Genomic DNA, 21,416 nt, shown 5'->3' with positions numbered 1-21,416 from the left:
GGCAGTCATGGAAATCATTCACGAAGGAACTTCCGTACGAACGAAGGGGTTGGCGAGACTAGGCGCGCGGGAGCTGTGCGCGCACGTATCGACACCCGAGTTGGCTTCGGAGGCGGAGGCGTTTTTGCGCCACATCGCGACATATTTGGAGGCGACTGGCGCGAGCCTCCAGCATGGCGAAACATTTGCGTACGGCTACTGGCTGACGAAGTTCATGGGAATCGATGGGTTACTAGAGGCCTGGGAATACAAGGCAGATGCAACCGACTTCGTGCCTGGAGTGACCCTGACAGTAACATATTGGCGCGACCAGCATCGGATATGCGATCTCCAAAACGCAGAGTTCCACCCACCGCGTCCAGACCGACTCACCGTCATTTCCGCTGGCGTACTCGAAGGTGACCCGGACATCCAAGGCGTCCGTTATCCGTCGCCGGAGCACATGTCCGGTTGGTGGCTTACGACGAACAGATTCGACGGCGACACCAAGTCACTGAGGACAATGCATACCCATCATGTCACGGCGGCGCGTCCAGACCTTGCCGCCTTGATCGCATTACCATACGGCTTCCGATTCGACCTGGAGCATGGGCAGGACATCTGGTTCGACGAGCGTGTCGCAACGAGCGATGTCATGAGCCCGAGGAGAGATGGTCCAACGTAGGTGCCCTTGTGGCGCCCGGGCACCTTGGCTCTCGCGGGCTGCGCTCATTGCGCTCGCAGTGCCATAGCAACGGCTGGACGGGCTATCGAGTCCGCAGCGTGAAAACGGGAGCGCCAGCGCGTCAAGCGAGCGCGAGCGTCTTCAGGTGCTCCCGGGCGAGATGCAGGCGGCCGTGGACGGTCTTCGTCTTGAGCCTGAGCGATCCGGCAATCTCCTGGATCGAGCGGCCCTCCAGGTACGGCAGCACCAAGGCCCGGATGCGCGGCCCGATTTTCCCAATGGTTCGTCTTGAAAGAACCGTTGCTGCTGCTGCTGCCGCTGCTGCTGCCGCTGCTGCTGCTGCTGCTGCTGCTGCTGCCGCTGCTGCTGCTGCTGCCGCTGCTGCCGCTGCCGCTGCCGCTGCTGCTGCTGCCGCTGCTGCCGCTGCTGCTGCCGCTGCTGCTGCCGCTGCCGCTGCCGCTGCTGCTGCTGCTGCTGCTGCTGCTGGAAGGCGTGCCGCCCAACGGAGGGCGGCACGCCCGGGCCATTAACGCCGGGTCAGGCGATGCAGGGTGCCGATGACATGGTCCAGCTTGCTGCGTAGTTCTTCGTTCACGCTATCCACGTATCCGAGTGCTTCCGCCACGTCCAGGCACGCGCGGACCTCCGCCGCCGAACCCATGGCCGTATGCCACCGGGCCCGTTCGTTCCTTCCCTGTGAATACGCGCCCTCGCTCAGGTTCAGCGGCACACTCGTCGCCGCCCGCCGCAACTGGTCCCCGAGATTCGGATCCTTCGTCCCGACCCTCTCAATCACCGGCCGCAACATCCTGAGCATCTCGACCGCCACGCCATAAATCCTGAGCACCATCGCATCCTCCGTATCCCCGACCGGGGACCCCGAACCCCGGCCCGCGCGCGGAGGAAGGCGAAAGGCTGCGAGGCGAAGCCTCGCACCGCGCGCAGCCGCGCGCAGCCGCGCGCAGCGAAGCGAGCACGGCGAGCACGGCGAGCACGGCTCGGCCTTTCGCCTTCCGAGCACGCGGGCACAATCGCCCTCCCCGGACGAAAGAAAGGACGAGCGTTCGGAGGCAGCAGCAGCAGCAGCGGCAGCAGCAGCAGCAGCAGCAGCAGCAGCAGCGGCGGCAGCAGCGGCAGCAGCAGCGGCAGCAGCAGCAGCAGCAGCGGCAGCAGCAGCAGCAGCAGCAGCAGCGGCAGCGGCAGCGGCAGCAGCAGCAGCAGCAGCAGCGGCAGCAGCAGCAGCAGCAGCAGCAGCAGCACGAGAGGGAGACGCTCTGCGTCCCCCTCTCGGCCAAATAGAATCACGCCGCCAGCGGGTGCAGCCGGTCGCGCAGCTTGCGCTTGGCGCGGGCTTCGAGCTGTCGCGCGCGCTCGCGCGAGACACCCAGGCGCCTGCCAATCTCGGCGAGCGACAGCTCCTCCTCCGGATCGGCCATCATGCGCGTCTCCACGATGTATCGCTCCCGCGGATCGAGGTTCTGCACCGCCTGCTCGAGCCGCTCGCGCAGGAGCGCTCCCTCCTCGGCGCGCGAGAATCGCTCCTCTTGATCCTGGTCCTCGGCGACGAGCGTATCGACCAGCGAGCGCGCGCCGTCCTCGAACACCTTCGTATCGAGCGAGACGTCCCGCGCTTCGAGCCGCCGGGCCATCTCGACGACCTTCTCTGCGGGCGCGCCGAACTTCTCGGCGAGGAGCTTGTCCCCCGCTTCGCCCTCGCCCACGAGCCCTGCGATACGCGCGCGCTCGCGGCGGAGACGGAAGAACATCTTCGACCGGAGCGGGCCGGATCCGACGCCGACGAGGCTCCATGAATGAATCACGTGGTTCAGGATGTACGCACGGATCCAGTATGCCGCATACGTGACGAACCGATTGCCGCGATCCGGGTCGTACTTGCGGATCGCGTGTACGATCCCGAAGTTCCCCTCGGCGATGAGATCGGCGAGAGGAATGCCATAACGCCGGTAGCTGATCGCGATGGACACGACATGCCGCAGGTTGGCGAGCGCCAGCCGTGCGGCCGCGCGCTCGTCTCCCCGATCCCGGAAAGCACGGGCGAGCTCGACCTCCTCCTCGCGCGAGAGCTCCGGAATTTGCCGAACATGCGCGATATACCGAGAAACCGCGCTGCTTTGGTCTCGAGAGGTCTGCACGTCTTCCCTCATTCTCATGAAAGGTGCGATTCCAGTGGGGCGCACCGCGTAGTCGCTCGGGCCTACCCGCCGTGGACGCCGTTTGAGGAGCCTTCGAGGACGTCGGCCCCGACGGACCGACTCCCTGCATGACTCACGCCGCCCGCGATTCGTTCGAAGGTGGCCAACGTGTGGCACGCCCCTGGCTCACGGGGTGACATGGCCCCAGAGAGAAAGGACCATGGGTGCGGCGTGGCTGCACGCTGTGCGACCGGAACGGCCGCGAGGCGGGCGATCTTCGAGGGACCGAAGAACGCAGAAAACCGGGATTTGCAGGGATTTTCGTGACTCTTGCCGTCCGCGGGAGAGCGGACGGCGAGGCGCGGGGAGCGCCGTGCTAGGCGGAGAAAGACGAGCCGCAGCCGCAGGTGCTCTTCACGTTCGGGTTCGAGAACTTGAAACCCGAGCCGTGGAGGCCTTCCACGTAATCGATCTCCGTACCGTCGAGGTACTGATAGCTCAGGGGGTCGACGTAGAGCTTGATGCCCTTGTCCTCGAAGGTCTCGTCGAGGTCGGTCGGCTTGTCCTCGAAGTAGAGATCGTAGGAGAAGCCGGCGCAACCACCGCCGATGACACGCAGACGCAGGCCCTGCCCGATGAGGTCCTCGGCCGTCGCAATCTCGACGACCTTCTCGGCCGCTTTAGGCGTGATGCTGATAGACATAGTCCTCCTCGTAGCCTCGTCCGGAGGAGCCATGGACGCCGGTTGTTGCGTCACAGAGGCCGCGCAGAGGCCGGCGGCTCCCAGACGCCCCTAAGATAGGCAACCTCCCACGCACTTGCCAGTGGTAGATGACGCTACGGAACAAAAGGCCATGCGGCTGCTACGTCGCAGCGTGATCACGATGCGGAGCGGGCTCGAGGAGCCCGACGAGCGCGAGGTGCTGCGCGCCCTCCGGGTGCCGCACGCGACGCGGATCGCCGACATCGAGGAGCGCGGGGTGCAGGACGCGATCCGGCTCGCGCATGGCCGCGCGCTCGCGATGGCCTCCTTCGAAGGGGTGTTTCGAACGGCGGAGGTCGAGGAGATCCGCGAAGACGAGGTCGTGACGTGCGGGGCGCCGCCGGGGCTCTTGCGTTCGTCCGTGCTCGCGAGCCGGTTCGCGGGCGCGCGTGAAGTCGGGTTCCTCGCGGTCACGCTCGGCGAGCGATGGGACGAGGCGCTGGATGAGCTCGCGCGGCGCGGCGAGCCGGCCGAGGCGTGGTTCCTCGACGCGCTGGGGACGTTCCTCGTGGACCGAGCGTCGCGGGCCGTGGAGGCGCGGATCGCGTCGGACCTCGCGCGGGCCGGGCTCGCGCGGTCGGCTCGGTACCGGCCGGGGTATGTTGGTTATCCGATCGAGGCCCAAGGCGCGCTTTGTCAGTTCGTGGAGGCTTCGCGGATCGGCGTGACGGCCAACGAGGCGATGAGCCTCTGGCCCCGGAAATCCGTGACGACGGTGGTGGCCTTCGTGCCGCGGGAGGACGGGGGAGCGCTGGAATACGAGGGGGATCCGGTCGTCAGCGGCTCGAAATCGAGCTAAGGAGACCGCGTGAATCGTCAGGAATTCGCGAGGCGGCTGCGCAGCGAGGTGCTGATCCTCGATGGCTCGATGGGCGCGTTCTTGCAGGCGCGCGGGCTTCCCGACGGATACGCGCCGGACCTCTGGAACGTGGAGGAGCCCGACGCGATCGTCGCGGTGCACCGCGAGTACGTGAACGCCGGGGCGGACATCCTCCTGACGAACACGTTCGGGGCCTCGCGGCTCCGGCTCGGCGAGTACGGCGCGTCGGACCGCGTGCGCGAGATCAACGCAGCGGCGGTGCAGAACGCGCGCCGCGCGATCGGGGACAAGCGCACGCTCGTCGCGGGCGACATCGGCCCGAGCGGGACGACGCTGCAGCCGGGCGGAGAGCTGCCGTTCGAAGAGGCGGTCGAGATCTTCGCGGAGCAAGCGCGCGCGCTCGTGGACGCGGGCGTCGACGTGATCGCGATCGAGACGATGTTCGACCTCGTCGAGATGAAGGCGGCGCTCATCGGCGTGCGCGACGTCTCGCGGACGGTCCCCGTGATCGCGCACATGACGTACACGGTGCGCGGATTGACGGACACGGGCACGGATCCGGAGACGGCCGCGATCGTGCTCGAGGCCTGCGGCGCCGACGTGATCGGCGTGAACTGCTCGGTCGGGCCGGAGGACATGCTGGAGGTCGTGGGGCGCATGGCGCGCGCGACGTCGCTGCCGCTCTCGGTGCAGCCGAACGCGGGCCTGCCGGTGATGCGGCACGGCCGCACGGTCTTCCCGCAGACGGCCGATCAGATGGCGCCGTTCGCGCGGCAGTTCGTCGATCGCGGTGCGGCGATCGTGGGCGGCTGCTGCGGTACGACGCCCGAGTACATCCGCATGATCGCCTCGGAGGTCGGCCACAAGCCGCACGCGGCGACGAGCCGCCTGCCGGGGACGTGGATCACGTCGCGGAGCCGGAGCCTGCGGATGGGGAAGGGCGCGCCGTTCCTGACGATCGGCGAGCGGATCAACCCGACGGGGCGGAAGGTGTTCTCGCAGGCGATCCGCGAGGGCCGGACGGACCTCATCGTGCAAGACGCGCGGGCGCAGGCCGAGGGCGGAGCGATGGCGCTCGACGTGAACGTCGGCGTCCCGCTCGTGGACGAGGCGGCGATGCTGGAGAAGGCCGTGCTCGCGGTGCAAAACGTGACGGACCTGCCGCTCGTGGTGGACTCGGCGAACGTGCACGCGCTCGAGCGCGGCATCCGGGCGTTCCCGGGCCGGCCGCTCGTGAACAGCGTCGATCCGGTGCGCGAGAAGGCGGACTTCTTGCTTCCGATCATCAAGCGTTACGGCTGCGCCGTCATCGGCATGTGCGCCGAGAGCGAGATCCCCGAGCGCGCGATCGATCGCGTGCGCAACGCCGAGAAGATCCTGCGGATGTGCGAGGAGCACGGGATCCCCAAGGAGTGGGTGGTCTTCGACTGCATCTCGATCCCGGTGAGCGCGGCGCCCGTGGCCGCGGCGCAGACGATCGAGACGATCCGCATCATCTCGACCGAGCTCGGATGCGCGACGACGCTGGGTTTGTCCAACGTGTCGTTCGGCATCCCGCTGCGGAAGACCGTGCACAACACGTTCCTCGCGCAGGCGATCGCGGCGGGGCTCGACAGCGCGATCTGCAACGCGGTCGACCCGCTGCTCCAGGAGACCGTGGCCGCGGCGAGCCTGTTCGCGGGGCGTGATCTGGGCTGCCGGCGGTACATCGACATGGCCGTGCCCCTCGAAGCGACGAGGAAGCGCGATCAGGCGATGCTCGAGGCGGCGAAGGCGGGACAGCTTCTCAACGTGGCGACGCCGGGCGGCGACGAGCCGAAGGCCGAAGCGGGCGCGGGCAAGGCGAAGGGGACGCGTGATCTCCTGTGGGCCGCGGTCGTCGAGGGCGACAAGGACGGCGTGCCCGGGCTCGTGAAGCGCGCGCTCGCGGAGGGCATGGATCCCTTCGACATCTTCCTGAACGTGCTCACGCCGGCGATCCGGCATCTCGGCGATCTGTTCGGCTCGGGGAAGAAGTTCATCCCGCACCTCATCGCCAGCGCCGACGCGATGAAGGCCGGCGTCGCCGTGCTGATGCCGCTGCTCGAAGCGTCGGGCAACATCGAGAAGAAGGGCACGGTCATCCTCGCCACGGTGAAGGGCGACATCCACGACATCGGCAAGAACATCGTGGGGCTGATGCTGCGGAACTTCGGCTTCGAGGTGCACGACCTCGGCCGCAACGTGCCGCTCGAGGACATCCTCGCCGCCGCGCGCGAGCACAAAGCGCAGATCATCGGCCTGTCCGCGCTGATGACGACGACGATGATGCGCATGAAGGACGTCATCGACGCCGTGCGAGGCCAGGGGCTGCCGCACGTGGTGATGATCGGCGGCGCCGTGACGACGCCCTCCTTCGCCGAGGAAATCCGCGCCGACGGATACGGCAAGGACGTAGGCGACGTGGTCGCGATCGCCGAACGGATGCTCGCGACGCACAAGGAGCGCTTCCCGCGGGAAGCGTCGGAGAAGGCTGCCACGCAGGAGCCGCGCTCGCCCGCGCCGTAACGCATCGCGCTCGGCGCGCACGATCACGCCCTCTCCCTCTCCCCCTTCTCCCTCCCCCTCGCGGGCAGAGTCGGAATACGCTCGGAGCGATGGCGCACCTCGAGACGACCACGCTCTGGGAAAGCACGCTCGCGCCCCGCGAGGCCGACGACGCCGCGAGTCCGCGCGCGACCTTGCGCGACGCGCTGATGCGCATCCGCGGGCGCGCCACGGCCATCGCGAACGAGATGGTCGCGGCGCGCACCGACGAGCCGAGCCTCGCGGACCTTTTGCACACCGACGATCTGTGGATCAGCGCGGACACGGTGGCGGGGCCGAACTTCCCGCTCACGCCGCCCGAGGCGTTCGTGCTCGCGTCGTCGCTCGTGGTGCACGATCTCGCGCTCGCGTTGGCGACGATGCACGAAGGCACGGACGCGCTGAAGGGCGAGCGCACGTGGCTCGACGCGGTCGTGGGCATGCTGGTGCGCAAGCTCGGGCGCGCGCCGACGACGGCGGAGCTCGAGCAGCCTCCTCGGGACATCGAGCAAGAGGCGATCGCGGAGGCCCTGCGCACGCTCTACGCGCGGCACGCCGAGCGGCTCGCGCTCGTGCCGTACGGGGACGCGCGCGGGCAGGAGCACCACCTGGTCGAGCCGGCGGAGCTCAGGCACGCGTACGGGCCGACGATCGGGCGCATCGCGCGGAGCCACCTGTGGCTCGCGACGGAGCTGCCGGAGCATTTCCACGAGACGATCGCGCCGCTGCCCGGAATGCCTTCGGGCTGGACGGTGGACGCGTTCAAGCTCGCGTGCCTCCTGCGCATCGCGGACGTGTCGCGGATCGATTTTTCGCGCGCGCCGCACTTCTGGCGCGCGGCGCGCAGGCCCACGGGGGCGCGGCGGGAGCACTGGGTTCTCCAGGAAAAACTGCGCGAGCCGTACGTCGCGAATAGCCGTTTGATCTTCCTCGCCGACAGTCCTTTCACGGTGGAGGAGGCGCCAGCGTTCTGGCTCGGGATGGACACGCTCGTCGCGGTGGATCGCGAGCTCCGGATCGTGGACACGCTGCTCGCGGAGGCAGGTCGTCCGAGGCTCGCGGCGCGGGGCGTTGCGGGCGTCGAGGATCCGAGCCGGCTCGCGGATTTCCTCCCCGTCGAAGGATGGACGCCGGTGGATACGCGGGTGCACGTGACGGACATCCCTTCGCTCGTGGAGCGGCTCGGGGCGACGCGGCTCGACGAGAGCGACGCGTCGATGCCGCTGCGCGAGCTCGTGCAGAACGCGGCGAGCGCGGTGCGCGCGCGGCGCATGCTGGAGGAGTGGCCGAGCGACTGGGGCACGATCACGGTGCGGCTCGGCGAGGACGAGGAAGGGCACTGGCTCGAGATCGAGGACACGGGCACGGGGATGGCCGCGGAAGCGCTCTCGGCGCCGCTGCGCGACACGGCGAGCGAGTACTGGTCGTCGCTGCTCCTGCGCCGCGATCCACCGGGGCTCCTGGCGAAGGGCTTCCGCCGCGGCGGCGGCGGGCTCGGGCCGTTCGCCGTGTTCCTTTGGGGTCAAAGGGCCCGGATCACGACACGCACGTCGGAGCGAGGGCGCAAGGAGACGAGCGTGCTCGAGCTCTACGCGGGCGGGACGACGCGCCCGATCCTGCGCGCGGCGGGCGAAAGCGAGGTGATGAGCGACGCGGGGACGCGCGTGCGGGTGTGGCTGCGCGCGCCGCCGGACGCGCCGGACGGGATCTTCTACCGGCGCGGGCACGATCGCTGCTGGACGCTGGAGGAGCTCTGCGCGTGGCTGTGCCCTGCGCTCGACGTGCACCTCGACGTGGAGGACGCGCACGGCAAGCGGACGCGCGTGGTGCCCGCGTCGGACTGGATGACGATCGACGGCTACGAGCTGCTCGGTCGGACGTGGAGCCCGGAGCCCGAGCCGTTCGAGAGGCTCTGGCCACGCGAGATCCCGGAGATGGCGCAGAACCTGCGGCCGCTCGTGACGTCGTCGGGCGACATGGTGGGCCGCGCGTGCATTCACCCGACGTACGCGGGCGTGGTGGCCGTGGGGGGCCTGCGCGCGTGTTCGATGCGCGGGATCTCGGGCGTGCTCGTGGGTCGGCCCGGGGCGACGCGACAAGCGACGGTGGTGCCAGTGGTGGAGCGGCAGGAGATCGCGCGATGGGCGTCGGAGCAAGCCGCGCTCTTGCCGGCGCTCGTGAAGGAGCCGGCGGAGCAGATGGCGTGCGCGCAGGTCGTGCGAGCGTGCGGCGGTCGGCTCGGGGCGCTGCCGATCGCGGAGGGCGCCACGGGATGGCTGTCGGAGCAGGCGATCGCGGCGTGGGACGCGGTGCCGAACGAGGTGCTCCTCGTGCGGGATCACCAGAGCGGGCGTGGTCCGTGGTGGCGCTCGAAGATCAAGCTCGCGCCGAACGTGCTCGTGGTGCGGATGCACCTGCCGGCGATCCTCGAAGACGCGCGTGATCCGACGCTGTGGCCGAGCGAGGAAGCGCCGAGGAGCGAGCCGTGGCGCGCGGTGCTGCAAACGCTGGCGGGCGCGGTGCTGGAGGCGCTGGCGCGCGCGTGGGGTGTGCCGCTCGACGAGGTGGTGCGAGCGACGGGGCCGTCGCGGGAGACGCGGGTGATCGGCGTGGCGGATGGGCGAACGGTGGAGAGTTTCGTGGATGTGGTGAAGAGGCCTTCCTGAGGCTCGTTCACTCCGCCGCGTGCTTGCCGAGTCCCTCCGGCGCGCCCGCGCGGCGCGGGGCGAGCGCGAGCACGAGCAGCGTCGCGACGTAGGGCAAGGTCTGGATCAGATCGCCGACGGCCGTCTTGCGCACCTCGTCCTGAAGCGTGATCTGCAAGGCTTCGAGCACGCCGAACGCGAGGCACGCGAGCGCCGCGCGGCCCGCGCGCCATCCCGAGACGACGACGGCCGCGAGCGCGATGAAGCCGCGCCCCGCGGACATGCCGGACTCGAAGCGTTGCTGGTCGTATGCGAGGTGCGCGCCGCCGAGCGCGCAGATCGCGCCGGAGACGGCGAGCGCGGAGAGGCGGACGCGCGTGACGGAGATGCCCACGCTCGCGGTCGCGACAGGGTTTTCCCCCGCGGCGCGGACACGCAGGCCGAAGCGGGTGTTTCGCAAGACGAACGGGGTCGCGGCGACGGCGGCGAGCGCGCAGAAGAAGACGGGATCGGCCAGGACGCGCAAGAGCATCGCGCCGCCCGTGGCGCCCGTGGGGCCGAAGCGGTACGCCTCGATGCCGGGGGAGTTCGAGGCGCTGTCGTAGAGGGCGCGCAGGCCCATGCGGGTCGCGGCGAGCGCGAGCAGGTTCAAGGCGATGCCGCTGATGACGGCGTGGACGCGGGCGCGCTCGGTGAGCTGGCCGTGGCCGAGCGAGAGCGCGATGCCCGCGCCGATCGCCGCGACGAGGCCGAGCGTGGGGCTGTGCGTGGCGTGCGTGACGGAGACCGCGGTGAACGCGCCGGTGAGCAGGATGCCTTCGAGGCCGATCTGGATGACGCCCGCGCGCTCGGCCCACACGCCGCCGATCGCCGCGCACGCGTAAGGCACGGCGATGCGGATCGACTCGGCGAGCATGGTGAGGGAGAAGATCGAGCTCACGAGCGGGCCTCCTCGGAGGCAGGCGTGGGGGCGGGGTTGTCGCGGGGAGGTTCGGGCTCGGGATCGGCCGCCTGCACGACGCCCGTGCGCTTGGACGCGACGCGGCTCGCCACGGCGACGAGGACGATGAGCGTCGCTTCGAGGACGTCCATCGCCTCCTTCGGGACACGCGCGTTCACCGCGAGGCCGGCCTGCTCCAGCGTGCCGAGGAAGATCGCGGCGAGCACGATGCCGATCGCCTTGCCGCGGCCGAGCATCGCGACCGCGATGCCGCTCCATCCCGCGCCCGCGCCGAGGCCGAGCTCGTAGTAGCCCTTGTACCCGAGCGCCGTGGAGGAGACGGCGAGCGCGGCGAGCGCGCCGGAGAGGAGCATCGCGAGGAGCATGCGCCGCTCGACGTCGATGCCCTCGGCGCGGCAAGCCTCGGGGCGGAGGCCGACCCAGCGGATCTCGCGGCCAGGCCTCGTACGATCGAGCAGCGACATCGCGGCGAAGACGATCACGACGGCGAGCGGGAACGCAAAACTCGCGGCGCTGCCCGCGAACGAGGGCACGACACGATCGAGGCGCGGGAGCGCGGCGCCGGGCGCGATGTCGGCGGTGCGGAGCGACGTGGAACCGAGCACCGTGGAGAAGGTCCACGGGAGGATCGCGTCCACGATGCGGTTCACCATGATCGCCGTGATGATCTCGTGCACGCCGCGGCGGGCGCGCAGGATCGCCGGGACGAACGCGACGAGGGCGCCGACCGCGGCGGCCACGGCGAGCACGATCGGCAGGGCGATCGGCATGGGCAGCGAGGCGGGCAGGTTCGCGGCGACGAGGGCGCCGACGAGGCTCGCGAGCGCGAGTTGTCCTTCGGCGCCGATGTTGAAGAGGCCCGCGCGGAGGGCGACCTCGAACGCGAGGCCCGTGAAGAGCAGCGGCGTGGCCTTGAAGAGCACCTGCCCGAAGCCGTAGGGCGTGCCCCACGTGCCCTCGAACGCGACGCGCAGCGCCGAGGCCGGCGCCTCTCCGAAGGCGAACGCGATCAGGTTGAAGAGCAGGATGCCGCCCGCGATCGCGAGGACGATCGGGAGCAGGGCGCGGACGCGTTTGTCGTTCACGCGTCCTCCATGCCGAGCATGGCCCGGCCGATCACGTCGTCCGAGGTCGTGGGCGGGAGCTCGGCCACGATGCGGCCGCGATGGATGACGAGGATGCGATGCGAGAGGCGCCGGAGCTCGCCGAGGTCCGCGCTCACCACGAGCACGGCGAGGCCCTTTTCCGCGGCCTTGACGATCGCGCCGTGGATCGTCGACGCCGCGCCGACGTCGACGCCGCGGGTCGGTTGTCCGAGGACGACGAGCGCGCGCTCGGGGCTCGCCTCGATGCGATCGAGCGCGCGCCCCACCACGACCTTTTGCTGGTTGCCGCCGGAGAGCTCTCCCGCGCGACGCGCCGGCTCGGGCGGATACACGCCGAACCGCTCGATCCGCCGCGTGATCAACGCGGCTTCCGCGCCCGGCCCGTCGATCTCGCCGAGCTCGCCGAGCACGAGGTTGTCGCCCACGGACGCGTCGAGCATGAGCCCGTCCGCGTGGCGATCCTCGTGGACCACGGCGATCGCGCGGCGCCGCTTGCGAAGATCCTCCGTGGATCGAACGGCGGGCAGGCGCGCCCCGTCGAGGACGATCGATCCGGCCACGCCGGGTTCGAGCCCCGCCGCGGCGCGCACGAGCTCGCGCTGTCCGTTGCCCTCGATGCCCGCGATCCCGACGATCTCACCCTTCTTCACCGTGAGGCTGAGACCGTCGAGCACACGTTTGCCTCCGGCGTCGACGAGCACGAGGTCCTCGATCGAGAGCGCGACCTTCGCATCCTGCGCGAGCGCGGGCGGGCTCGTCTCGGGCGGCGGCTCTCCGCCCATGATCGCCCGCGTGAGCACGTCCTCCAGCCGCTTCGGATCGCTGCGCTCCTCCGCGGCGATCGGCCGCGAGAGCACGGTCCTGCCGCGCCGCATGATCGTCACGTGGCCGGCGAAGCGGATGACCTCGTCCATGCGGTGCGTGACCACGGCGATCGTCGCGCCGCCTTCCGCGAGCACGCCGAGTGTCGTGTAGAGCTCCTCCGCTTCGAGCGGCGAGAGCACCGCGGTCGGCTCGTCGAGCAGGATCGCGCGAGCGCCGCGGTAGAGCACGCGCAGGATCTCGAGCCGCTGCCGCTCGCCCACCGCGAGCTCCGAGGTGCGCGCGTCGAGGTTCACCCGGAGCCCCGTCTTTTCCATGAGCGCCTCGGCCTCGCGCCGCGCCTTCGCGAGATCGAGTCGACCGAACGAGCCCGTGGGCTCGTTGCCGAGGACGAGGTTCTCCAGCGCCGTGAACGCGGAGACGAGCATGAAGTGCTGGTGCACCATTCCAATGGCGCCCGCTCCTCCCTCGATCCGCACCGTGCCGGCGACGCGCGGGGCGAACCCCACCGCCGCCTTGAGCAGCGTCGACTTGCCCGCCCCGTTTTCCCCGAGGATCGCGTGGATCACGCCGGGTTCGAGGGTGATCGTGGCCGATCGGATGGACCAGCAATCGCCGTAACGAACGGCGATGTCCTCGATCTTCATCACGGGGCCACGCATCGCGCCCCGAGGATACCGCGGGCCACGCGCGCCGGGATCAGCGCGATGGCCTTTTTCGCGCCGTGCGATCTCGGCCCCTTCGACTATCGTCCGCGGCGTGCGACCTCGGTTTTCCCTCGTCGTGACGCTCTTCCTCGTCTCCGGTTCGACCGGACTCCTCTACGAGGTCGCGTTCGGCAAGCTGCTCGGCTACGTCTTCGGCGCGACCGCGTACGCCGTGAGCACGGTGCTCGCCGCGTTCATGGGAGGCATGGCGCTCGGCGCGCACCTCGGCGGCAAGCGCGCCGCGCGCATCGCCCGCCCGCTCGTGGCCTACGGGGTGCTGGAGATCATCGTCGGCCTCGTCGTCGCCGCCTCGCCCGCCGCGCTCGAAGCCCTGACCGCGGCGTATGTCCACGTCGCGCAAAAGGCCCCGGGCTCGCTCGCGATCCTCACGGCGGCGCGCGGCGCGCTGACGGCGCTCGTGGTCATCGTTCCGACGGTGGCGATGGGCGCGACGCTGCCGATCCTGTCACGCGTCGTCGCCGGCGAGGTCGGCGAGCGCAGCCGGCGCAGGCTGTCGTTGCTCTACGCCATCAACACGGCGGGCGGCGCGATCGGCGCGCTGACGAGCGCGTACCTCGTGCTGCCCGCGCTCGGCGTGCGCGGGACGATCTGGGCGGCGGCCCTGGCGAACGTGACGATCGGCGTGACCGCGATCGTCGCGGGCAGACGCGCGCCTGCGGAGAACCCGGCGACCGCGACGAACGAGGCCACCGACGAGAAACCGAAAATTCCGACGCCTGCCGCGCAGGATCCCGGTCCTTACCGCGAGAGCACGGCGCTCGCGTTCGCCTTCGCCTCCGGGTTCATCGTGTTCGCGGCCGAGGTCGTCGAGACGCACCTGCTCGCGCTGCTCATCGGCAACAGCGCGTACGCGTTCGGCCTGATGCTCGCCGTCTTCCTCGTGTGCCTGGCCATCGGCGCGGCGCGCTCCCCTGCCCTCGCCGAGAAGCGCGGCGATCGCGCGCTCGCGCTCGGTCTCGGCGCCGCCGCGATCTCGCTCGCGGTCACCATGCCGCTCTGGGCCGAGCTCCCGCGCCTCTTCCTCTTCGCGGGCAAACACGTGCACTCCTGGGCCGGCCGCGAGCTCGTGCGCGCCCTCGCCGCGCTCCTGATCCTTGCGGTCCCAACGGTCTTCCTGGGCACGACGTTTCCGCTCCTCCTCCACCGCGTGGCCTCGATGCCCGACGTCGGCGCGCGCGTCGGACGGCTCACCGTGGTGAACACGGTCGGCACGATCTTCGGCTCGATCATCACGGGCTACTTCATCCTCCCGGCGCTCGGCTCGCAGGGCACGCTGCTCGGCGTGGTCGCGGCGCTCGCGATCGCCTCGGTGCTCGCGTCACGCGCGGCGGCCGGGGACAAGGGCTCGGCCTTGTCGCGGTTCGCGCTGCCCGCGGCCGCGATCGTCGTCGCGCTCGTGCTGCCGCGCTGGGACATGGCGCGCATGACGAACGGCGCGAACGTCTACTTCTCCGCGGGCCCGCCGCCCGATCGCATCGAGATGGTGCGCGAGGACGTGCACGGCGGCGTGACCACGGTGGCGCGGCGCGCCGAGGTGCTCACGCTCTACACGAACGGCAAGTTCCAGGGCGACAACGGTCCCGAGATGGCCGCGCAGCGAAGGTTCGCGCACTTCCCCTCGATGTTCCTCCGCGGAAGCGAGAAGCGCGTGCTCGTCATCGGCCTCGGCACGGGCACGACGCTCGGCACGATCGCCGCCTATCCATGGGAGCGCATCGAGGTCGCCGAGATTTCGCCCGCGATCGTGGACGCGTCGCGGAAATACTTCGCGGGCCCGGCGCGCAACTCGCTCGACGATCCGCGCACGGTGCTGTCGCTCGAAGACGGCCGGAACCACCTGCTCGTCTCGCCGGGCGGATACGACCTCGTCACGATGGAGCTCACGAGCGTGTGGTTCGCGGGCGCCGCGAGCCTCTACAGCCGCGAATTCTACGAGCTCGTACGAGCGCGCCTCGCCGAGGGCGGCATCCTCCAGCAGTGGGTGCAGCTCCACCACATCCGCAGGCGCGAGCTCGCCACCATCGTGCGCACGCTGCGCGTCGTCTTCCCGCACGTCGCGCTCTTCGTCGGCGGATCGCAGGGCATCCTCGTGGCGAGCGCGCGGCCCCTCGTCGCCTCGCGCGCCGAGCTCGATCGGCTCGCCACCGTGCCCGCGATCCGCGAGACGCTCGGCGCCGGCACGCTCCCGGGACTGCTCGACGAGCTCGTGGCGTCGGGCGAGGAGCTCGATCGGTTCGTCGCGGAGACGGAAGGCGAGCCGATCGTCTCCACCGACGACAACCTCTTCCTCGAGTACGCGACGCCCAAGGGCAACGTGCTCGACTACTGGCAGTCGCTCCGCGAGACGCTCGCGCTGCTCGATCGGTACCGCACGGAAAACCCGGCCGCGCGGCACCTCGGGCCGTAGCGTTTACTTCTTCTGCTCGGGCTTCTTCTGGGTCGGGTCGAGCGAGATCTGCTTGTCCTGGACCTTCTTCACTTCGTTGCCCGTGGGCTTGAAGTTCAAGGTCGGCACGACCGCGATCACCGGCTTCTTGCGCGCCTCTTCCTCGGCCTTGCGCTCTTCGAGGCTCGGCACGTCGAGCACCATGCCGCCGGCGGTCGGGTCCTTGCCGAGGAACGGCTTGCCGTCGACCTCGGCGACGTGGAACTCGGTGCGGCGGTTCTCGGCGCGGCCCATTTCGAGCTCGTTCGGCGCGATGGGCTTCGTCTCGCCGAAGCCCACGGCGAGCAGGCGCAGGTGGTTCACGCCGTTGTCGACGAGCCAGTTGCACACGCTGAGCGCGCGCCTCGCGCTGAGGTCCTGGTTCTTGTCCTCGGCGCCGGCGTCGTCCGTATGCCCCTCGATGCGCAGGCGCGTGACCTCGGGGTGGTCGTTGACGAACGCGAGCAGCGTCTTCAGGACCTTCTCGGTCTCGCCGAACTTGTGGATCGTGGCGCTGCCGGTCTGGAAGACGATCTTGCCCTCGATGTAGATCTGGCTCTGGCCTTCCTTCGCGGTCCAGGCCTTCTCGGGGTACCAGCGCGGCAGCTGGCTCTTCTGCTCCGCCTTCGGCACGGGCACGGGCGGCAAGCGGTTGTCCGAGCAGCCGACGAGCGCGGCGAGTGCCCCCAGCGTGGCGGCGAGCGTGACGGACCTTCCAAGCGAGGTGCGGTTCATGAGAGGCCCCAAGCGTCACCCATTCCGGCCTTCTCCCGCAAGTAACTCGGTGCGAGGCGGGCTCGACTTGTGTTCCGGCTCCGATTTGGGCACCGTCCCGGGAACGTGGAGGCTCGCATGGCGCTCGTCGGCAAGCTCGAAGTCACCATCAAGATCAACCGACTCCCCACCGAGGTCACCACGGACAAGAACGGCTGGAAGGAATTCCAGGTCGACTTCGGCAAGCGTGGCGCGCGCGTGAGCCTGCGCCCGCGCATGTGGAACCGCCTCGAACAGGCCGCGAACACGCACCCGCACTGGATCGCGGTGATCACCGGCCAGATGGGCGACGACGTGCAAAAGGGCATCTTCAAGCTGCTCGAACCGAACCTGCAGGTGTTTGAGTACACACCGAAGGCGCCCTCGGCCGAGGCCAAACCCGAGGACACGAACGCGCCCGATGGAAAGGCCGCCGCGCCCGCGGCTGCCCCGGAGAACACCGGCGAAAAGCAGGCCGCCTCCCCTCCCGGGGACTGACGGCGTGTTACATCCTCAGCCCATGGCCGAAGCACCTGCCATCGCGGACAAGCTCGCTCGCCTGCGCGAGCGGCTCGTCGAGCTCGGATCGGTCCTCGTCTGTTACTCCGGCGGCGTCGACAGCGCGTTCGTGCTCGCGGCCGCCCACGCGGCCCTCGGGCCTCGCGCCGTCGGCATGACGGCCATCTCGCCGAGCCTCGCGCCGGGCGAGCACGAGGACGCCGTCGCGGTCGCCCGCTCGATCGGCGCCGATCATCGGCTGGTCGCGTCGAACGAGATCGAAGATCCCGGCTACGTCGCGAACAACCCCGACCGCTGCTTCCACTGCAAGAGCGAGCTCTACCGCATCGCCGCGCAGAAGCGGGCCGAGTGGGGGCTTTCGGCGATCCTGAACGGGACGAACGTCGACGATCTCGGCGATTACCGGCCGGGGCTCGAGGCGGCGCGGCTCGCCGGCGTGGTGAGCCCGCTCGTCGATCTCGGCTTCACGAAGGCCGACGTCCGGGCGGGCGCGGCGACGATGGGGCTGCCCATCTGGGACAAACCCGCGGCCGCCTGCCTGTCGAGCCGCATCCCGTACGGCACGAGCGTCACGCGCGAGCGGCTCTCGCAGATCGGCGGCTTCGAGGCCGCGCTGAAGCGGCTCGGCTTCCGGCAGGTGCGCGTGCGCTACCACGGCGAGCTCGCGCGGATCGAGCTCGCGCTCGCCGAGCTCACGCGCGCGGCCGAGCCGGAGATCCGCGACGCGATCGTCGCGGCGGGTAAACAGAACGGCTTCAAGTACGTCACGCTCGACCTCGCCGGCTACCGCGTGGGCAGCCACAACGAGGTCCTCGTCGGCAAGAGCCTGCGAATCGTGAGCTAGCGCGTAGCGAAAAGGAGGAGGTCCCGTGGGTCGATTCGATCACCTCGCCACCCAGCCTCGCCGAGGCCCGGCCGACCTCTTCCGCTGGCGGGTCCTCGATCCGCTGAAAGGCAAAAAGATCAAGGATCCTGGCGGGTTCGTCACGCCGAGCCGCCCGCACGACGCGGACCTCGTGAAGAGCCCCGCGCCGAGCCTCTCCTGGATCGGGCACGCGAGTTTTCTGCTCACGCTCGGCAAGAAGAACATCCTCTTCGATCCGGTCCTCGGCGAGCGGATCGGCCCGATCAAGCGGCTCGTCGCGCCGGGGATCGCGTGGCAGGAATTGCCGCCGATCGACATCGTCGTGATCACGCACAACCACCGGGATCACCTCGACGCGTGGAGCATCGAGCGGCTCGGCGATCGGCCGACGTACGTGGCGCCGCTCGGCAATGCGCGCTTTTTGAAGGCGGCCGGGGCGTCGGCGAAGGTCGTGGAGCTCGACTGGTGGGAGACCACGGGGATCGATTCGCTGGAGATCACGCTCGTGCCGTCGCGGCACTGGTCGATGCATTTTCCGTGGGATCGGAATGACGCGCTCTGGGGCGGATACGTGATCCGCGGGCCCGAGGGCACGGCGTATCATTCCGGGGATACCGCGTACTGGGATACGTTCGAGGAGATTGGCCGCCGGGCGGGGCCGATCGACTGGGCGATGCTGCCCATTGGCGCGTACGAGCCGCGCTGGTTCATGGAGCCGCAGCACATGGGGCCCGAGGAGGCGGCGCTGGCCGCGAAGATGCTATGCGCGAAGCATTTCGTGGCCATGCATTGGGGGACGTTCAAGCTGACGGACGAGCCGATCGGCGAGCCGCCCGAGCGGGCGCGCGCGGCGTGGCAGGCCGAAGGCGGCGCCGAGGACAATCTCTGGATCCTCGACGTGGGCGAGACGCGATACCTCAGCCGTTAGCTAAAGCATCGACCGGTTCGATGCTCGGAAAATCGCGAAGCGATCTTCCCTCTAGCGGCGCCGTTGACCGAGCACCGCAGCGGTCGGTACCGTAGCTGCCCGATGCCCACGGAAGAAGCCATCGCGCAGTGCCGGGAGTGGCTCGAGCGCGTCGTCGACGTCGACTGCCGCGCTGGGGTCTACGACGAAGCGAACATCCTCGAAGCGCTCGAAGAGATCATCGAGGTCGAGCTCGGTGAGCCGTTTCCCGCCCTATTCGAGGAGTTCGCCGCGCGCGTGAAGGTGGGCCTCGAGGCTCGGGCGCGAGAGGAGGCGACGTGGGGTGATCGCACGATCAACGATCGCCTCGACAGCGCCTTCGACGACCTCGACGCGCGCGGGATCGTCACCGCGCAGGCGCTCGGGTCCACCCTGCAGGAAGGGGCAGAGCTCATCGATGCCATGAGCGGCGACCGCGAGGCGCGGGGCAGCGCGTTCTATCACCGGCAAGACCTCGAGCGGGCTCTCGAAGGTGGCGGCTTGCGCCTCGCATTCACCGCCTACGGGGACGAGGCGGGCGGGGGAGAGGCGATTGGACGGGAGATCGTGCACGTGCTGAAGCATCACGGCGTGCCCGTCTCGTGGGGTGGAGACGTGCGGAGCCGGATCGAGATCGAGCCCTTCGAATGGCGAAAACGGCGCGCGACGAAGGCGCCGCCGGGTGGTACGGCCGCGCCGCCGGTCCTGCCGCCGGCGCCACCTCCACGTCCTGCGGTATGCGAGATCTGCAAGGGAAGGGGATGGATCCAGACCGATCCGACGAGGTTCCCCGATATCTGCGTTTGCAAGGGAGGAAAGCCGAGCGCGGGCGGGCGATAGCATCGGAGGTCCGGCTTCGAGCTTCACATGGCCTGTCGCAACTGCGGGCTGGTCAGCCGCGAGCGAGGTTGCGTGCGCTGGAGCTCGGAGACGTATTCGTCGAGGGCTCCGGGGCGACGCGCGATCAGGGCGGCGCCAATGCCTTCGCGCTGAACCGGCGGGCCACGGCGAGGCCCACGCCGGAGCCGCGCCCACGACGGCGATGACGGGTTTGCTCATGAAAACCCTTTGCCAGCGCCGAGCGTGCAATGGAAGAAGCGTGCGGGGGGCCGGAGCCCCCCACACAGGTCGGGGACATCAGATGGCGAGCGCGCCCGTTCGCAGGAGATACGCGAGCTTCTTCCGCTGCTCGGCCGACAGAATCGCGTGAATGCGCCCGATCGCGCGCACCACCGACGCCTGCAGCCGCTCGGCGCTCTTCACCCGATCCGCGCGGATCTCCTCGAGCCGCGCATCGTCGATCTTCTCGCCAATCACCGCGTCGGCGAACGCGCTCGTCGAGCGCCGATGATCCACCGCGGCCTGCGCCCGCTCGATTTTCAGCTCGTCCAGGATCGTCGCGAGCTCCGCGATTTGTCCGTCGTCGAGCTCCAGCCGATGGGCCAAGAATCGCAGCGGCCGGCGCACGCCGAAGTTGCCGCCGCCCGCTCCGTCGAAATCGGAGCCGCCGGGCAGATCGTCGCCGCCCCCGTGCCCATGGCCGCCGCCTCTGCCGGGGCCGCAGCCGCCTCCGAACCAAGCACGACGACCGCCGGACCACCCCTCGGGGCCACACGAGCCGCCTCGGCCCGCGTGCCACCACGCCACGAATGCAGGATGCATGTTCACTCCTCCTCGCCGGGGCTCAGCGCGCCCGGCGGGTGTTTCGAGCGCGGGCCTCATGCCTCGCGCCGTGGGAGGAGCTTGCGGCGCCCGGCGCAGGCTGTCAACGCGCGCCGGGCAGGCACGAACTTCTTTACAATTCCGGCGGGGAACGTCAGGACGGGGTGTAGGTCACGTTCCGGATGATGACCTCGAGCGGGCCCGTGGCCCCAGCGGGCGCCGTGCCGGCGCGCAGCCAGAAATTGATGCGAAGGTTCGTCGTGGCGAGCGGCCGCGGCGGATTGTTGATTCGGGAGGTAATGGACGTCCCCGCGCCGGCGAGGGGGCGGCTCGTGAAGTTGACACGCGCGCTCGTCCAGATGAACTGGTGGAACGACGCGCCGGTCCAGGTGGTGGGGACCGGGTAATGCGAGCTGCGCGGCTGCACCGAGTGCACGAGCCTCGGATCGTTCGCGTTCGTGCCCTGGAATCGTGCGATCTCCACGTCGAGCTCCGTATTCGTGGTACCCTGGTCGCTCCAGGTGAAGAAGCCGAGGACCGCCTGGTTGTGGAATTGCCGGATCGGCGTCTCCAGGGTCATCGTGTACGTGCCGAATCCGACGGCGCGTGTCGAGATGATCTCGGAGCACGACCAGACACCGTCGCCGTCCTCGTCCTCGATGAGCATGTGCAGGCGGTTTTGCGCGTCGACGAAGACGTTGGCCCCCGAGAACGGGTTCGGGCCGGGTCCGACCGGCGTATCGCCGCTGTCCTTCAAGGTCCACTCGAATCCAGACCACGGAAAGGCATTCGCCTCGTTCACCGGGAAGACCAGCGCCGAAACCGCGAGAGCCGCGGAAAACCCGGTCGAGAGCACGTTCGAGCTACGGTTCATGCGCCCCGTCCACTGCCATCGCCGTGCCACGCGGCGGCAAAGGCCAACGCGGGAGTCTCGTGGAATGGGCGGGGAGGATTGTCCCCGCCTCCCTCTCGACTCTCGCTGTTCCACGAATTCGGATGGGAAGCGCCTGCGCAGCGGC

At 69.7% G+C, this 21,416-nt stretch carries 21 protein-coding genes; 10 read left to right on the top strand and 11 right to left on the bottom strand.

Annotated features, from left to right (window positions below; genetic code table 11):
• Positions 1–7 precede the first annotated feature (7 nt).
• The gene (locus QHF83_RS31020; RefSeq protein WP_282421599.1) at positions 8–664 is read left to right on the top strand and encodes a hypothetical protein; all 657 of its coding nucleotides are present in this window, start codon (positions 8–10) and stop codon (positions 662–664) included.
• 121 nt (positions 665–785) lie between these two features.
• Here the strand turns inward: QHF83_RS31020 and QHF83_RS31015 are convergent, their stop codons facing one another.
• The gene (locus tag QHF83_RS31015; protein ID WP_282421598.1) at positions 786–911 is read right to left on the bottom strand and encodes a sigma factor-like helix-turn-helix DNA-binding protein; all 126 of its coding nucleotides are present in this window, start codon (positions 909–911) and stop codon (positions 786–788) included.
• Positions 912–952: 41 nt separating this feature from the next.
• Here QHF83_RS31015 and QHF83_RS31010 point away from each other — a divergent pair, with 41 nt between their 5' ends.
• The gene (locus tag QHF83_RS31010) at positions 953–1,225 is read left to right on the top strand and encodes a hypothetical protein (protein WP_282421597.1); all 273 of its coding nucleotides are present in this window, start codon (positions 953–955) and stop codon (positions 1,223–1,225) included.
• On the opposite strand, the gene QHF83_RS31005 is transcribed toward QHF83_RS31010, so the two are convergent.
• The 4 genes from QHF83_RS31005 to erpA all read right to left on the bottom strand — a co-directional run bounded on the left by QHF83_RS31005 (position 1,191) and on the right by erpA (position 3,520).
• Entirely contained in the window at positions 1,191–1,493 is a 303-nt protein-coding gene (locus tag QHF83_RS31005; protein WP_282421596.1) for a four helix bundle protein, read from the bottom strand. The genes QHF83_RS31010 and QHF83_RS31005 overlap by 35 nt on opposite strands.
• On the bottom strand, positions 1,457–1,924 hold the full coding sequence (locus tag QHF83_RS31000; protein WP_282421595.1) for a hypothetical protein: 468 nt from the start codon (positions 1,922–1,924) through the stop codon (positions 1,457–1,459). The genes QHF83_RS31005 and QHF83_RS31000 overlap by 37 nt, the downstream gene beginning before the upstream one ends.
• A 41-nt stretch (positions 1,925–1,965) precedes the next feature.
• Entirely contained in the window at positions 1,966–2,817 is an 852-nt protein-coding gene (locus QHF83_RS30995; protein WP_136931464.1) for an RNA polymerase factor sigma-32, read from the bottom strand.
• Positions 2,818–3,193: 376 nt separating this feature from the next.
• Positions 3,194–3,520 (bottom strand): iron-sulfur cluster insertion protein ErpA, encoded by a 327-nt coding sequence (gene erpA / locus QHF83_RS30990; protein WP_282421594.1) that lies wholly within the window; start codon positions 3,518–3,520, stop codon positions 3,194–3,196.
• Positions 3,521–3,671: 151 nt separating this feature from the next.
• Between erpA and QHF83_RS30985 the strand changes: the two genes are divergently transcribed.
• The 3 genes from QHF83_RS30985 to QHF83_RS30975 all read left to right on the top strand — a co-directional run bounded on the left by QHF83_RS30985 (position 3,672) and on the right by QHF83_RS30975 (position 9,631).
• Positions 3,672–4,379 carry a hypothetical protein gene (locus QHF83_RS30985; protein ID WP_282421593.1) on the top strand — a complete coding sequence of 236 codons (708 nt, stop codon included), beginning with the start codon at positions 3,672–3,674 and terminating at the stop codon, positions 4,377–4,379.
• 9 nt (positions 4,380–4,388) lie between these two features.
• Entirely contained in the window at positions 4,389–6,947 is a 2,559-nt protein-coding gene (locus QHF83_RS30980; protein WP_282421592.1) for a homocysteine S-methyltransferase family protein, read from the top strand.
• A gap of 89 nt (positions 6,948–7,036) precedes the next feature.
• Complete coding sequence (locus QHF83_RS30975; RefSeq protein WP_282421591.1) at positions 7,037–9,631, top strand: hypothetical protein; 2,595 nt, start codon at positions 7,037–7,039, stop codon at positions 9,629–9,631.
• Between the two features lie 7 nt (positions 9,632–9,638).
• On the opposite strand, the gene QHF83_RS30970 is transcribed toward QHF83_RS30975, so the two are convergent.
• From QHF83_RS30970 to QHF83_RS30960, 3 genes are read right to left on the bottom strand one after another with little or no spacing between them, the layout of a single operon-like run.
• Positions 9,639–10,550 carry an ABC transporter permease gene (locus QHF83_RS30970; RefSeq protein ID WP_282421590.1) on the bottom strand — a complete coding sequence of 304 codons (912 nt, stop codon included), beginning with the start codon at positions 10,548–10,550 and terminating at the stop codon, positions 9,639–9,641.
• On the bottom strand, positions 10,547–11,656 hold the full coding sequence (locus QHF83_RS30965) for an ABC transporter permease (RefSeq protein ID WP_282421589.1): 1,110 nt from the start codon (positions 11,654–11,656) through the stop codon (positions 10,547–10,549). The genes QHF83_RS30970 and QHF83_RS30965 overlap by 4 nt, the downstream gene beginning before the upstream one ends.
• Positions 11,653–13,161 (bottom strand): ATP-binding cassette domain-containing protein, encoded by a 1,509-nt coding sequence (locus tag QHF83_RS30960; protein ID WP_282421588.1) that lies wholly within the window; start codon positions 13,159–13,161, stop codon positions 11,653–11,655. The genes QHF83_RS30965 and QHF83_RS30960 overlap by 4 nt, the downstream gene beginning before the upstream one ends.
• Before the next feature lie 97 nt (positions 13,162–13,258).
• Between QHF83_RS30960 and QHF83_RS30955 the strand changes: the two genes are divergently transcribed.
• Positions 13,259–15,634: a fused MFS/spermidine synthase gene (locus QHF83_RS30955; RefSeq protein ID WP_282421587.1), complete on the top strand. Its 2,376-nt coding sequence runs from the start codon at positions 13,259–13,261 to the stop codon at positions 15,632–15,634.
• A gap of 3 nt (positions 15,635–15,637) precedes the next feature.
• On the opposite strand, the gene QHF83_RS30950 is transcribed toward QHF83_RS30955, so the two are convergent.
• Complete coding sequence (locus QHF83_RS30950; RefSeq protein WP_282421586.1) at positions 15,638–16,387, bottom strand: OmpA family protein; 750 nt, start codon at positions 16,385–16,387, stop codon at positions 15,638–15,640.
• 117 nt (positions 16,388–16,504) lie between these two features.
• Between QHF83_RS30950 and QHF83_RS30945 the strand changes: the two genes are divergently transcribed.
• The 4 genes from QHF83_RS30945 (at position 16,505) to QHF83_RS30930 (ending at position 19,575) form a co-directional block, all read left to right on the top strand.
• Complete coding sequence (locus QHF83_RS30945; RefSeq protein ID WP_282421585.1) at positions 16,505–16,903, top strand: hypothetical protein; 399 nt, start codon at positions 16,505–16,507, stop codon at positions 16,901–16,903.
• Positions 16,904–16,925: 22 nt separating this feature from the next.
• A complete protein-coding gene (gene larE, locus QHF83_RS30940; RefSeq protein ID WP_282421584.1) occupies positions 16,926–17,768 on the top strand; it encodes an ATP-dependent sacrificial sulfur transferase LarE in 843 nt (280 codons plus the stop codon).
• A gap of 25 nt (positions 17,769–17,793) precedes the next feature.
• Complete coding sequence (locus QHF83_RS30935; RefSeq protein WP_282421583.1) at positions 17,794–18,717, top strand: MBL fold metallo-hydrolase; 924 nt, start codon at positions 17,794–17,796, stop codon at positions 18,715–18,717.
• 102 nt (positions 18,718–18,819) lie between these two features.
• A complete protein-coding gene (locus QHF83_RS30930) occupies positions 18,820–19,575 on the top strand; it encodes a hypothetical protein (protein WP_282421582.1) in 756 nt (251 codons plus the stop codon).
• Between the two features lie 297 nt (positions 19,576–19,872).
• Here QHF83_RS30930 and QHF83_RS30925 read toward each other — a convergent pair whose 3' ends face one another.
• Together QHF83_RS30925 and QHF83_RS30920 are read right to left on the bottom strand one after the other, a co-directional pair.
• A complete protein-coding gene (locus QHF83_RS30925; protein ID WP_282421581.1) occupies positions 19,873–20,397 on the bottom strand; it encodes a Spy/CpxP family protein refolding chaperone in 525 nt (174 codons plus the stop codon).
• A 154-nt stretch (positions 20,398–20,551) separates the two neighbouring features.
• On the bottom strand, positions 20,552–21,271 hold the full coding sequence (locus QHF83_RS30920) for a hypothetical protein (RefSeq protein WP_282421580.1): 720 nt from the start codon (positions 21,269–21,271) through the stop codon (positions 20,552–20,554).
• Between the last annotated feature and the right edge of the window lie 145 nt (positions 21,272–21,416).

The sequence above is a fragment of the Polyangium sp. 15x6 genome (assembly GCF_029960785.1).
GTDB lineage: Bacteria > Myxococcota_A > Polyangia > Polyangiales > Polyangiaceae > Polyangium.
Note: the sequence above shows the minus strand (reverse complement) of the source record. Positions and strands in the feature narration are given on the sequence as shown.

Coding starts and splice junctions, on each gene's coding strand:
- QHF83_RS30975 (WP_282421591.1), top strand. CDS start 7,037: ATGGCGCACCTCGAGACGACCACGCTCTGGGAAAGCACGCTCGCGCCC.
- QHF83_RS30920 (WP_282421580.1), bottom strand. CDS start 21,271: ATGAACCGTAGCTCGAACGTGCTCTCGACCGGGTTTTCCGCGGCTCTC.
- QHF83_RS30945 (WP_282421585.1), top strand. CDS start 16,505: ATGGCGCTCGTCGGCAAGCTCGAAGTCACCATCAAGATCAACCGACTC.
- larE (WP_282421584.1), top strand. CDS start 16,926: ATGGCCGAAGCACCTGCCATCGCGGACAAGCTCGCTCGCCTGCGCGAG.
- QHF83_RS30960 (WP_282421588.1), bottom strand. CDS start 13,161: ATGCGTGGCCCCGTGATGAAGATCGAGGACATCGCCGTTCGTTACGGC.
- erpA (WP_282421594.1), bottom strand. CDS start 3,520: ATGTCTATCAGCATCACGCCTAAAGCGGCCGAGAAGGTCGTCGAGATT.
- QHF83_RS31020 (WP_282421599.1), top strand. CDS start 8: ATGGAAATCATTCACGAAGGAACTTCCGTACGAACGAAGGGGTTGGCG.
- QHF83_RS30925 (WP_282421581.1), bottom strand. CDS start 20,397: ATGCATCCTGCATTCGTGGCGTGGTGGCACGCGGGCCGAGGCGGCTCG.
- QHF83_RS30930 (WP_282421582.1), top strand. CDS start 18,820: ATGCCCACGGAAGAAGCCATCGCGCAGTGCCGGGAGTGGCTCGAGCGC.
- QHF83_RS30985 (WP_282421593.1), top strand. CDS start 3,672: ATGCGGCTGCTACGTCGCAGCGTGATCACGATGCGGAGCGGGCTCGAG.
- QHF83_RS30950 (WP_282421586.1), bottom strand. CDS start 16,387: ATGAACCGCACCTCGCTTGGAAGGTCCGTCACGCTCGCCGCCACGCTG.